This is a genomic window from Embleya scabrispora DSM 41855 (assembly GCF_000372745.1).
GTDB classification, from domain to species: domain Bacteria; phylum Actinomycetota; class Actinomycetes; order Streptomycetales; family Streptomycetaceae; genus Embleya; species Embleya scabrispora.
The window spans coordinates 41699-53875 of sequence record NZ_KB889702.1 but is presented as its reverse complement, the minus strand read 5'-3'; the positions used below and the strand labels follow the sequence as shown (position 1 = coordinate 53875).

Below are 12177 nucleotides of genomic sequence, written 5' to 3'. Positions count from 1 at the left end.
GGGCTTCTTGCCCACTGAGTTGGAATGGTGTGGGTCCGACGACCGTCGGCTTCTCGATGAAGTTCGGCATGTGCCCCATCCTGTCCCAGGGTGCCGGTAAATCGTTGGCGGCCCCGCCCGGGTGCTTGGGACCGTGGCGTGGACGGGGATTCACCCCGAAGCGAGCACGGGGGAAGGGGCGCCTCATGTCCACACTCAGGGTCACGGTCGAGCGGTTGGTCGTGCACGCACACCCCGACGCCGACGCGCTGGAGTTGGCCCAGGTCGGGCTGTACCGCGCCGTCGTCGCCAAGGGGGCCTATGCCACCGGTGACGTCGCGGTGTACATCCCGGAGCAGGCGGTGTTGCCGCACCCGCTGATCGAGGAACTCGGGCTCACCGGGCGGCTCGCCGGGTCGGCGAAGAACCGGGTCCGGGCGATCCGGCTGCGCGGCGAGCTCTCGCAGGGCATCGTGTGCCGGCCGGCCGCGCTGGCCGGCTTGGACTGGGAGGGCGCGCTCGCCGACGACAAGGACTTCGCCGAGTCACTCGGCATCGTCAAGTGGGTGCCGCCGATCCCGGTGCACATGAGCGGCGAGATCGTGCCCGCGGCCGAGCTGCTGCCGTGGGTCGACATCGAGAACGTGCGGCGCTACCCGGCGCTGTTCACGGCCGGTGAGCCGGTGGTGGCGACCGAGAAGGTCCACGGGACCGCGTGCCTGTACACCTACGTGGCCGACACCGGCGAGAGCTTCGTGTCCTCGAAGGGCTTCGGTGCCAGGTCCCAGGCGCTGGCCCGGGACGAGCACAACCTCTACTGGCGCAGCGTGCTCGCGCACCGGTTGCCCGAGGCCGCCGCGGAGTTGGCCGCGCGCTCGGGCGCGGCCCGGGTGGGCGTGTTCGGCGAGGTGTTCGGGCAGGGCGTGCAGGACCTGGCGTACGGGGCGCAGGGTCGGTCGGAGCTGCCGGGCTACGCGGTCTTCGACATCGCGCTCGCGGACGCCGCCGGCGCGGTGCGCCGGGTGGACGCCGAGCAACTCGCCGACCTGCTCGGCGGCTTGCGGACCGTGCTGCCGGTGGTGCCGACGCTGTATGCCGGGCCCTACGACGAGGCCGCGCTGCTGGCGCTGGCCGAGGGTCGGGAGACGGTCTCGGGCACGGCCGCGCACCTGCGGGAGGGGCTCGTGGTGCGCCCGGCTCGGGAGCGGTACAGCGACGTGGTCGGCGGGCGGGCGATCGGCAAGATCGTCTCCGCCGCCTACCTGACCCGCAAGGGCGGCACCGAGTACGAATAAGGGCTCGGGCGTGGCCCACCGGTCCGGACCGAATGAGAGAGGATGGCGTCCATACGTCTGGAGAGGATCCTTCATGAGCATCGACCCGTCCTCGCTTCCGAGGTCGACCTTCGTTCCGGCCGCACCGGTCGTCAAGCCGTCGGCGGATCTGATCAACCAGGTCCTCGACGAGCTTCAGGTGAACCATTTCACCGACGAGGAAGGTGACATCTGCGCGCCTTGGGACGGCTTCCGCGTCTACTTCATGCTGCGTGGGGACAAGCACGAGATCTTCACGGTCCGGATGTTCCTGGACCGTGAGTTCGACCCGGCCGACCGGCCGCGGATGCTGGAGCTGCTCGACGAGTGGCACCGCCAGTTCTTCTGGCCCAAGGTCTACACGCACGAGCACGAGGGCAAGCTGCGGCTGATCGGTGAGGCGCAGCTCGACTGCGAGCCCGGCATCAACCGCGAGCTGTTCGTGTTCACCACGCGCGCGTGGATCAGTACCTGCATCTCGTTCGGGAACTGGATCAACGAGCAGTACGGCCCCGAGGACAAGCCGGCGGCCGACGGCGAGGCGTAGCCGCCGCGGGTGTGTGGGGGCGCCCGCCCCCACACACGCCCGCCGGAGCCCCGGGTGAGGGTCCGGCTCAGTCGGTCGCCGCGAGCCGCTTGGCCGCCTCCTCCAACACCTCGACGCGCTTGCAGAAGGCGAACCGCACCAGCGGTCGGCCGACCTCGACGTCGTCGAAGAAGACCACCTCCGGGATCGCGACCACACCGCGCAGCTCGGGCAGCCGGCGGCAGAAGTCCAGGCCGTCGGCGTAGCCGAGCGCGGTGATGTCGGTGGTGGTGAAGTAGGTCCCCTGCGGTTCGTACACGGTCAGCCCGGCCGCGCGCAGGCCGCCGCCGAGCAGGTCGCGCTTGTGGCGCAGGTCCTCGCGCAGCCCGCTGAAGTAGTCGTCCGGCAGGCGCAGCGCGTGTGCGATGGCGGGCTGGAACGGCGCGCCCGAGGTGTAGGTCAGGAACTGTTTGGTCGTGCGGACCGCCGCGATCAGCTCCCGAGGCGCGCACACCCAGCCGATCTTCCAGCCGGTGAACGAGAAGGTCTTGCCCGCCGAGGAGATGGTGACGGTGCGCTCGCGCATGCCCGGCAGGGTGGAGATCGGGATGTGCTCGCCGGTGTAGACGAGGTGTTCGTACACCTCGTCGGTGACCACGATCAGGTCGTGTTCGATCGCGATCTCGGCGATCGTCTCCAGCTCGGCCCGGGTCAGCACGGTGCCGGTCGGGTTGTGCGGGCTGTTGAGCATGATCACCCGGGTGCGGTCGGTGATCGCCGCGCGCAGCTCGGCCGGGTCCGGCCGGAAGTGTGGGGGGCGCAGGGTGACGCCGACGCGGCGTGCGCCGGCCATCGCGATGCAGGCGGCGTAGGAGTCGTAGAACGGTTCGAGGGCGACCACCTCGTCGCCCGGTTCGAGCAGCGCGAGCAGGGCCGCGGCGATCGCCTCGGTCGCGCCGGTGGTGATCAGCACCTCGGAGTCGGGGTCGAAGGTCTGCCCGTAGAAGCGCTGCCGATGCTCGGCCACGGCCAGGCGTAGGTCGGGGATGCCGTCGCCCGGCGGGTATTGATTGGCGCCGTCGCGCATGGCGGCGACCGCGACCTCGAGCACCTCCGCCGGGCCGTCGGTGTCGGGAAAGCCCTGGCCGAGGTTGATCGCGCCGGTGGTGCGGGCGAGGGCGGACATCTCGGCGAAGATCGTGGTGCCCAGGCCGTCCAGGTGTCGGGCCAGCAGCGGTCGGTTCATCCGTACGGCTCCTTCGCGGGGTTTCGGTCTACCCGCCCATCCTCGCGTGCGGGTCGGGGCCGCCCACAGGGTGGCCTTCACCCATTCGTGTCAGTGCCTTTCACCTTCGCGGGTGACGACGCTGTGCCTTTGGGCACCTACGGTGAGTCATGTCCCCTGGTTTGCAACAGATTGCCGCCCCCGGGAGCCTCCCGTGTGGGTCTTCCCCGTTGCCCGGACAGATGAGCGCGAGAATGCACGCCACACTCACCACCACGTACACCGACACCCGTGCGGACGACCTCGGCTGGTGCCTGGGCCTGCCACCGCTTCCCGCGCTGGCCGAGCGCACCGTCGAACTCGGAGGGCTGAAGCTGGAGCTGCGGCTGCTGGGCGCGTCGCACCAGATGCTGCTCACCCCCGCACGGGGGGAGGGCGAACCGGTGTCGGAGACCGTCGCGTGCGTGCCGGGCGCCGCCACTCCGTTGCCCGCCCGGGCGGCCACCCGGCTCGGCGGGTGGGAGTACGAGTTCACCGCGCTCACCCAGCGCTTCGAGGACACGGCGTTCGTCGCGCGGGTGCGCGAGATCGTCACCCTGGCGAGCGGGCACGAGTACGGCCTGATCGGCGACTATCCGGGGTTGCCGTACGCGGTCACCGCGATGGTGGTCGAGCGGTGCGGGGCCGGTGCGGTCTGGTCCACCTGGCACACCTATCCACAGGAGTGCCGGATCGTGAACACCCGGAGTCGCGCGATGTGACCATCACACGAGGCGATCCGACACAATGACGCCCCATCGGATGATCCGACGACGATGGGGGACGGCGCCATGTTCAGGGACCTTGCGGAGGGTGTCGGCTACGCGTTCGCGTACGGGGGAGTGGGCATCGTGCTCATGGTCCTCGGGTTCGTGCTCGTGGACGTGCTGACGCCCGGCAACCTGGGCCGGCAGATCTGGATCGAACGCAATCGCAACGCGGCACTGGTGCTTTCCTCGGCACTGCTGGGCGTGGGCATGATCGTCACCACGGCCATCGCGACCACCTACGACGAGTTCGGCAAGGGCCTCGCCTCCACGGCGATGTTCGGCGTCTCCGGGCTGATCCTGATGGGCATCGCCTTCCTGGTGATCGACCTGGTCACCCCGGGCCGCCTCGGCGCCACCGTGGTCGAACGCGAACCGCACCCGTGCGTGTGGGTCACCGCGTCCTCCCAGATCGCGATCGCCGCGATCGTGTCGGCGTGCATCGCCTGAGCCGGCGGGGCGAGGCGGGGCCGGCCCGACCCACCCGACCCACCCGGCCCGACGTGGTCCGGCCCGACGCGGGCGACTCGACCTGATCAGGCGTGATCCGCCCGACGCGATCGACCCGCGCCGGGATCGGTGCCGCACGCGTGAACGGGCACCGGTTCCCGGCTTGCGGCATGCGCACTAGCCGGTTCGAGTGAATTGTCGGCGCGTTCCACGCCGCCCGCGTACTTCGCGCCTACCGTGCTCGGGTGAACTCCCCCGCGCCGCGCGCTCCGACCATCGCGCGCGTGTCCGCGGCCCGGCCGCGCCCGGCCGCGATCGCGCCCGGGCCGGCGCGGTTCGTGGTCCTGCTCGCCGTGCTGGTCTGCGCGGCGTGCGGGCTCGTCTACGAACTCGCACTGGCCGCGCTCGGCGGCACGCTCGGCGGCGACCCGGTGGTGGAGACCTCGATCGTGCTCTCGGTGATGGTCTTCGCGATGGGCGTCGGCGCACTGGCCGCCAAACCGCTCGCGCGCCGGGCCGCGGCGGCGTTCATCGCCGCCGAGATCCTGCTCGCGGTGTGCGGCGGGATGTGCGCGACCGTGTTGTACGCCGCGTTCGCCTGGTACGACGTCTACCGCTGGCCGATGATCGCCGTCTCGGCCGTGCTCGGGCTGCTGATCGGGGCCGAGATTCCGCTGCTGATGACGCTGGTGCAGCGAATCCGTCCGCAGGAGGCGGGCAGCGCGGTGGCCGACCTGTTCGCGGCCGACTACGTGGGCGCGCTGATCGGCGGCCTGCTCTTCCCGTTCCTGCTGCTGCCGCATCTGGGCCACCTGCGCACCGTGCTGCTCGCGGGCGGGGTCAACGCGATCGCGGGCGCGCTCGTGGTGTTGCGGTTGTTCCGCACCGATCTGCGGCTTCGGCTGCGGGTGGGCATGTACGCGGCGGTGGGCACGGCGCTCGCGCTGCTGGCCGGCACCTGGCTGTACACGCCCGCCATCGAACGGGCCGCGCGCGACGCGCTCTACGACGGGGAGGTGGTGTCCGCGCGCGAGGACGTGGTGCTCACCCACACCGGCGCCGGTCCCGAGGTGTACGTGGACGGCGAGCGGCGGGTGGCGGCCCCGGGGGCGAGCGAGGCCGCACAGGCGCTCGTGCACCCCGCGATGGCCGGCCGACACGAGCGGGTGCTCGTGCTCGGCGGCGGCGACGGGCTGGCGCTGCGCGAGGTGCTGCGCTACCCGGCCGTGCGCGAGGTGCAGCTCGTGGTCGCGCGCGTGGCCGAGACCGCGCCCGCGCGCACCGATCCGGTGCTGCGTGCGCTGGCCGGCGACGCGTTCGCCGATCCGCGTGTGCGGGTCGTGGGCGCCGACGCCTTCGCGTGGGTGCGGGCCGCCGCGGAGCGCTTCGACGTGGTCGTGGCCGACCTGCCCGGGCCCACCACGGGCGCCGCCGCGCGGCTGTACACGCAGGAGTTCTACGGCCTGACCCGAACCGTGCTGCGCCCGGCCGGCCGGATCGTGGTGCACGCGCCCGCGCCGGACGCGCACCCGCGCGCCTACTGGTGCGCGGAGGCCGGCCTGCGCGCCGCGGGCCTGCGCACCATGCCGTATCGGGTCACCGTGCCGGGCCCGGCCGACCGCGGCTTCGTACTCGCCGCGATCGCGCCCGGCGCCGGGCTGCGGGCCGCCGACGACGCGCCGGACCCGGCCGTGGTGCCGTTCCTGGCCGTCGACCGGCTGGCCCGGGCCGGCTGGTTCCCGCCTCACGAGGCGCGCGTGGACGTGCCGCCGTCCACCCTGAACAACCCGCGCATCGCCGACTACGCGCGCGGGTGAGCGGGCCGGGTACGGTCCTCGCCCACATGGCCCATCACGGCCGCACGGCCCTCGTACAGCCGCACGGCCCTCGTGGGGCTCTCAGCGGATCGACATGTACGCCCGGAACGCCTTGTGCAGCGCCGGCACCACCGGGTACTCCCACTCGCCCAGGTTCTCCACGACCCGCCCGTTGGTACCCAGCTTCCAGCGCAGCACGCCGAACAGCCGGTCGTCCGGGTCGATCACCGGGCTGACCCCGCGCATGTCGTAGACCGGCACGCCGCGTTCGTGCACGTCCTGGATCATCCGCCACTGGAGCGCGTGGCTCGGGCGCACCCCGCGCCCGTGGTCGGTGGACGCGCCGGTCTGGTACCAGACCCGTGAACCCGCGCTGATCAGCGTGTGCGCGGCGAGCAGCCGGTCCTCGAAGCGGGCCAGATAGAGCTTCATCCGGCCTGCGGACTCGGTATTCAGGGCACGGAACTGGCGTTCGTAGTACGGAAGTTCGCGACCCAGACGGAAGCCGTTGCGGCGCTCGGTGACCTGGAGCAACTCGAAGAACGCGGGCAGGTCCTCGTAACCGCCGACGGTGATGTCCACCCCGGACTTGCCCGCCTTGGCGATCGCCCGCTTCCACTCCTGGTTGAAGCCCGCCTTGACCTGGTCCAGCGGCCGGTCCTCGAAGGGCAACTCGAAGGTGTACCGGGGCTGTGCGTCCGCGCCGTCGCCCGATGTGCGCCAACCCAGGTCGCCCAGCCGCAGGGCGACGGTGGCGCCGAGCGGGTCGATCTCGTCGGGGGTGACCCGGTCCAGGTGCTTGAGACCGTGCTTGACCGCGTCCTTGACGGTCTGCGCCTGCCACCGCCGGTACGCCAGCGGTGGACCCATTCGCACGGTGAACACATTGCGCCTGCGCATGAGTTCGATCAGCGGGGCGAGCCAGCGCTGTGGATTCGGATCGGCCCAGTCGATCACCGGACCCTCGGGTAGATAGGCGAACCAGTACGGCACCTTGGGCATCTTGCGGTACAGCACCAGGGCCGACCCGACCACCACCCCGTTCGCGTCGTACCAGCCGATCCCCTCGCTGCGCCAACCCTCCTTGACCACGGCCCAGGAGGGGTATTGCAGGAAGCCCGCGTCGCCGCGTCCGTCCAGATGGGCCAGATGCGCGTCGGACGTCAGCCGGGCGACCCGCAGCTTCGGATCCCCCGGTGCGGTGGGCGCGACGGTGCCGGCGGCGGGTGCGGCGGGCGCCGCTGCGGGAACGTTCGAGCGCGCGGGCGGAGCCGGAAGCAGCGTGACCACGGGACGTCTCCTCGGGGACGGAGGGATGCGGGGGAGCCCCGCATTCCTTTAAGAGCCCGTGGCAGCGGGTTTCGTCACCAAGAAATTCGGATGCAACGGAAGTGGTCTCCCGAGGACTCAGACAACGGGGGAGCATGTCGCAAACCCCGATCGAGCCCGAATTGGAGTCGTTTGTGAGCCATGTCGTCTCGGCGCCGCCTCGGGGCAGGCACGCTCGTGATGAGGGCCGCGACCCCGCGTCCGGGACATCCGCCGCGCAGTCGGCGCGGTCGCCGGCAGCCGCTCGCGGCTCGGTCGCGGGAGGCGGTGCCGTGGCCGCCGGCCGGTCGGTGCTGCGTGGTGGCGCGAACCTTGCCCTGGGCTCCGCGGTGTCCCGGCTGACCGGCTTCGCCCGCAGCGCGACGGTGGTCGCGGCGCTGGGCACAGGGCTGTTCGCGGACGGCTACAACGTCGCGAACACGGTGCCCAACATCCTCTACATCCTGCTCGTCGGCGGCGCGCTCAACTCGGTCCTGGTGCCGCAACTGGTACGTGCCGCCCGGCGGGACGCGGACGGCGGAGCCGGCTACACCGACCGGCTGCTGACCGCGGTCGGCTGCGTGCTGCTCGTGCTCACCGTCGTGGGCGTGCTCGCCGCACCCGCGATCGTGACGGCCTACGCGGACTACGACGGCGCCCAGCGCGAACTGACCATCGCCCTGGCCCGGATGTGCCTGCCGCAGATCCTCTTCTACGGCGTGTTCGCCCTGGTCGGCGAAGTGCTCAACGCACGCGGCCGGTTCGGGCCGATGGCCTGGACGCCGATCCTGAACAACATCGTGGTGATCGCGGTCTTCGGATCCTTCCTGCTGGTCGCGCACGATGTACGGGACGCGGCGGGCATCACCCCGGCGCAGACCCGGCTGCTGGGCCTGGGCACCACGCTGGGGATCGTGGTGCAGGCCGCCGCGCTGGTGCCGTATCTGCGCGCCGCCGGGGTGCGCTGGCGACCGCGTTTCGACTGGCGCGGGCACGGACTCGGCACGCCGCTGCGGATGGCCGGTTGGGCGGTCGCCATGGTCGGCGTCTCGCAACTGGGCTATTGGCTGGTCACCCGGCTCGCGGTCGAGGTCTCCGACAAGGCGGTCGAGTCCGGGCTCGGCCATGGTGTGGGCTATACCGCCTACGCCAACGCCCAGTTGTTGTGGATCGTCCCGCACGGCGTGGTCACCGTGTCGATCGTGACCATGCTGATGCCCCGGATCAGCCGGGCCGCGGCGGACGGACACCCGGCACAGGTACGCGAGTTGATCTCCCGGGGCCTGCGGCTGAACGCGCTGGTGATCGTGCCGGTGTCGTTCCTGTTCCTGGCGCTGGGCCCGCAGGTGACCGCGGTGGTCTTCCAGCACGGCGTCACCACCGAGGCGGACACCCGCGCGATGGGACTGATGCTGACAGCCTTCGCGCCCGGGCTGATCGCGTACTCGGCGCAATACCTGATCCAGCGCGGGCTGTACGCGGTCCAGGACGCCCGCACGCCGTTCTGGGCCAATGCCGCGATGACCGCGGCCGGGGCACTGTTCTCGCTGGTGGCCTACTGGACGCTGCCCGCCGAGTGGGCGGTCACCGGGATGGCCGCCGGGTACAGCCTCGCGCAGCTGATCGGCCTGGTGTGGCTGGCCCTGGTGCTGCGCCGGCGGCTGCGCGGCCTGGACACGATTCGGGTGGCGCGTACCCACCTGGGCCTGGCGATCGTCTCCGCCGGCGCGGCGGGCGGCTCGTGGTTGTTCGCCCGCTGGTGTGCGCACGCGCTCGGCTCCGGGCCGCCGGGCGCGGCCCTCGCGTTGGCGGGGGCCGCGGTGTTGTTCGCGGGTCTGGTGGTGCCGGTCGCCTACCCGCGGGCGCGCCGGTTGCGGTTGCCCGAGGGGCCGGCGGTCCCGGACCCCGATCCCGAGGCGACGCCGCGCGTGATCGACCCGGACGCGCCGACCGGGCGGCACCGGCGCATGTGATGGGGTGGGTGGTAGCCGCCGACCGCACGGGTCGGTCCACGGGCACGCCGGTCGAGCATCGGCCGCTGCCACGAACGGGGAGAACGGATGCAGTACGAAGTCGTCGTGCCGATCCCGGTCCGATCGATCTGGGACACCTTCCACGACGCGGAACGACTGGCCCAGTGCGTGCCCGGCCTGCTGTTGGACGAGCCGGCCCGGACCGGTGCCGAGGGTGTCGAGCTGACCGGGCGGTGGCAGTTGCGGGTCGGCGCCGAGACGGTCACCTACCGCGGCACGCTGCGGCTCGCGGACGCGGTCGAGCCGCTGGCACTGGTCGCGAGTGTGGCGGGCACCGAGAGTGGCGCCGGGGACGCTGCGGGCCGGATCGGCGCCGAGTTCACCGTGCGGCTGTACGACTTGGTGGCGGACGAGCAGGACGGGCCGAGCGAGACCCGGATCGTGTTCGCCGACACGCCGGGACACACCGACGCGGATGTCGCGGGTGACCCGAGCGAGGCGGGCGACCGGACCGGTTCGCACCCGACTCGGCCGGACGCCGCGTTCGCCCGGGCCGCCGACCTGTTCGCCGCCGCGCTCGCCGACGAACTGGCCCCGGTGCCGGCGGCGGACACCCCGTTCGAGGCGGTCGAGCCGATCGCGGACCCGTTCGCGTCGGAGCGTGAGCGCATGCGTCGGGCGCAGCCGCCCGCGCCGCGGCCCGCCGCGGTCGACGCGGAGCCGGATCTGTGGTCCGAGGCCGGCCACGGCACCGGCCGTGCCGCGCGGCGCGCGATCCGGGTACTGGTGCCCGCCCTCGGCGCGCTGTTGGTCTGGCGCCTGGTGCACGTGCGCCGCCGTCGCGGCGCCTAGGCTCCGGGGCCTCCCCGGAATCCGTCGGACAAGCCCCGGGGCCTCCACCGGGATCCGCCGGAAAGGGCCTAGGCTCCCATGCCATGAGTTCCGACCGCGATGCGCTCCTCGACCAGATCAAGACCAAGGCCGTCGTGCACGGCAAGGTCGTCCTCTCCTCCGGCCGGGAGGCGGACTACTACGTCGACCTGCGCCGGATCACCCTGGACAGCGAGGCCGCGCCGCTGGTCGGCCGGGTCATGCTGGAGCTCACGTCGGACCTGGAGTTCGACGCGGTGGGCGGGCTGACCCTGGGCGCCGACCCGGTCGCCGGAGCGATGCTGCACGCCGCCGCCGCGCAGGGGCGCAAGCTGGACGCGTTCGTGGTGCGCAAGGCCGGCAAGGCGCACGGCCTTCAGCGCCGCATCGAGGGTCCGGACGTCAAGGGCCGTCGGGTGCTGGCCGTCGAGGACACCTCCACCACCGGTGGCTCGGTGCTGACCGCGGTGGAGGCGCTGCGCGAGGCCGGTGCCGAGGTCGTCGCGGTCGCGGTGATCGTCGAGCGCGGGGCCGCGCCGACGGTGGAAAATGCCGGCCTGGAGTACCGGGTCGCCTACCACCTGGAAGACCTCGAGCTGAACTGAATCAAATCCCCGGGGTCCATTCGACCGGCGGCCGCACCGTGTGATGCCTTACGCATGCATGGCGCGGCCGTTGCTTTTTTCGCGGTCTCGGATATTGTCGGTTCCGGTTCCGACGTCGGCGCTTCCGCCGACCGGACTTCCCGGGGGGGAAGTATGAATTCGTCGTGTATGTCGTCCTGCGCGCTCGCCGCGATCCCGCGATCGAGTCAATTCGCGCCGATCAGGACGTGAACACCCCTGCCCTTTCCCCTCGGGCCGCCGGGTCGGTTCCCCGTCCGACCCGGCGGCCATCTCCACCGTCGGTACCGCGCTCGGCGCGCGTGCCGCCGCAGGAGCGGCGCTCCACCCGACCGGTGGACGCCGCACCGAAAGCCGCCCTGCTCCCGGTCCCCGTCCGGGGGCAGGGTGTTTTCGTCACCCCGTAATAGGCGCGGATCGGCCCGACGCACGGCGGCCTGAAAAGGTTGTACGCCCGCGCATTTCAATTCGGCCGATTGGCGGCGCCGGCGCGGACAACGAAAAGCGGCGGTGCGCAATGGCACACCGCCGCTTCGCAGCGTATGTGTTCAGTTACTCGACGACGATGAGGCGGCTTCGCGCTTCGCCTCGCGCTTGCTGCGAATGACCTCGATGATGATCGGCAGCAACGAGATCAGCACGATGACGAACACCCCCGGCAGCAGGTACTTGTCGATACTGCTGCCGATCGTGTCGCCCAGCTTGTAGCCGAGCAGGATGATTCCGTCGGTCCACACCAGGCCGCCGATGACGTTCCACAGGAAGAACGTGCGCGCGGGCATCTCCAGGACGCCGGCGACGGGGTTCAGGAAGGTGCGGACGATCGGGATGAACCGGGCGAGCAGCACCGCCTTGGCCGGGCCGAACTTCTCGAAGTACTGCTCGGCCTTGGTCACATACTCGGCCTTGAACAGCTTCGAGTCCGGTTTGTTGAACATCTTCGTGCCGAACCGGGCGCCCAGGAAGTGGCCGAGTTGGGCGCCGGCGATCGCGCACAGCGGTGCGCCCAGGAGCAACCAGGGCAGCGAGATGGACGTGCCGACGATCTCTTCCGCCGACGAGGACGCGGCGACGCCGGCCAGGAACAGCATCGAGTCGCCGGGGAAGAAGAACCCGACCAGCAGACCCGTCTCCGCGAAGATGATCGCGAGGATGCCGATGAGTCCGAACGTCGAGATGAGGGACGTCGCGTCGAGGACGTTGACAGCTTGGAATTCCACCTCTGGAGGGTAGTCCGCGCGGCGCGTGCCTCGTCACCCGTCCCCACCTCGGACCCCGCATCATTAC

At 71.5% G+C, this 12177-nt stretch carries 11 protein-coding genes; 8 read left to right on the top strand and 3 right to left on the bottom strand.

Annotated features, from left to right (window positions below; genetic code table 11):
* Positions 1-185 precede the first annotated feature (185 nt).
* Entirely contained in the window at positions 186-1274 is a 1089-nt protein-coding gene (locus A3IC_RS0139855; RefSeq protein WP_020555653.1) for an RNA ligase (ATP), read from the top strand.
* A gap of 73 nt (positions 1275-1347) precedes the next feature.
* Positions 1348-1839, top strand: a complete 492-nt coding sequence (locus tag A3IC_RS0139850) for a type III secretion system chaperone family protein (protein ID WP_020555652.1) — start codon at positions 1348-1350, stop codon at positions 1837-1839.
* A gap of 67 nt (positions 1840-1906) precedes the next feature.
* Here A3IC_RS0139850 and A3IC_RS0139845 read toward each other — a convergent pair whose 3' ends face one another.
* Positions 1907-3064 (bottom strand): pyridoxal phosphate-dependent aminotransferase, encoded by a 1158-nt coding sequence (locus tag A3IC_RS0139845; RefSeq protein WP_020555651.1) that lies wholly within the window; start codon positions 3062-3064, stop codon positions 1907-1909.
* 233 nt (positions 3065-3297) lie between these two features.
* Between A3IC_RS0139845 and A3IC_RS0139840 the strand changes: the two genes are divergently transcribed.
* The 3 genes from A3IC_RS0139840 (at position 3298) to A3IC_RS0139830 (ending at position 6116) form a co-directional block, all read left to right on the top strand.
* The gene (locus A3IC_RS0139840) at positions 3298-3804 is read left to right on the top strand and encodes a DUF2617 family protein (protein WP_020555650.1); all 507 of its coding nucleotides are present in this window, start codon (positions 3298-3300) and stop codon (positions 3802-3804) included.
* Between the two features lie 69 nt (positions 3805-3873).
* Positions 3874-4299: a DUF350 domain-containing protein gene (locus A3IC_RS0139835; protein WP_026219280.1), complete on the top strand. Its 426-nt coding sequence runs from the start codon at positions 3874-3876 to the stop codon at positions 4297-4299.
* 245 nt (positions 4300-4544) lie between these two features.
* A complete protein-coding gene (locus A3IC_RS0139830) occupies positions 4545-6116 on the top strand; it encodes a polyamine aminopropyltransferase (protein WP_245599791.1) in 1572 nt (523 codons plus the stop codon).
* An 81-nt stretch (positions 6117-6197) separates the two neighbouring features.
* Here A3IC_RS0139830 and A3IC_RS0139825 read toward each other — a convergent pair whose 3' ends face one another.
* Complete coding sequence (locus A3IC_RS0139825) at positions 6198-7406, bottom strand: lipid II:glycine glycyltransferase FemX (RefSeq protein WP_020555647.1); 1209 nt, start codon at positions 7404-7406, stop codon at positions 6198-6200.
* A gap of 311 nt (positions 7407-7717) precedes the next feature.
* On the opposite strand from A3IC_RS0139825, the gene murJ reads away from it, so the two are divergent.
* From murJ to pyrE, 3 genes are all read left to right on the top strand, one after another.
* Entirely contained in the window at positions 7718-9397 is a 1680-nt protein-coding gene (murJ, locus tag A3IC_RS0139820) for a murein biosynthesis integral membrane protein MurJ (RefSeq protein WP_020555646.1), read from the top strand.
* An 87-nt stretch (positions 9398-9484) separates the two neighbouring features.
* Complete coding sequence (locus A3IC_RS0139815) at positions 9485-10249, top strand: SRPBCC family protein (RefSeq protein WP_020555645.1); 765 nt, start codon at positions 9485-9487, stop codon at positions 10247-10249.
* Positions 10250-10332: 83 nt separating this feature from the next.
* Positions 10333-10872: an orotate phosphoribosyltransferase gene (pyrE, locus tag A3IC_RS0139810; protein WP_020555644.1), complete on the top strand. Its 540-nt coding sequence runs from the start codon at positions 10333-10335 to the stop codon at positions 10870-10872.
* A 566-nt stretch (positions 10873-11438) separates the two neighbouring features.
* Here pyrE and A3IC_RS0139805 read toward each other — a convergent pair.
* Positions 11439-12110 carry a DedA family protein gene (locus A3IC_RS0139805; RefSeq protein ID WP_020555643.1) on the bottom strand — a complete coding sequence of 224 codons (672 nt, stop codon included), beginning with the start codon at positions 12108-12110 and terminating at the stop codon, positions 11439-11441.
* Positions 12111-12177 lie beyond the last annotated feature (67 nt).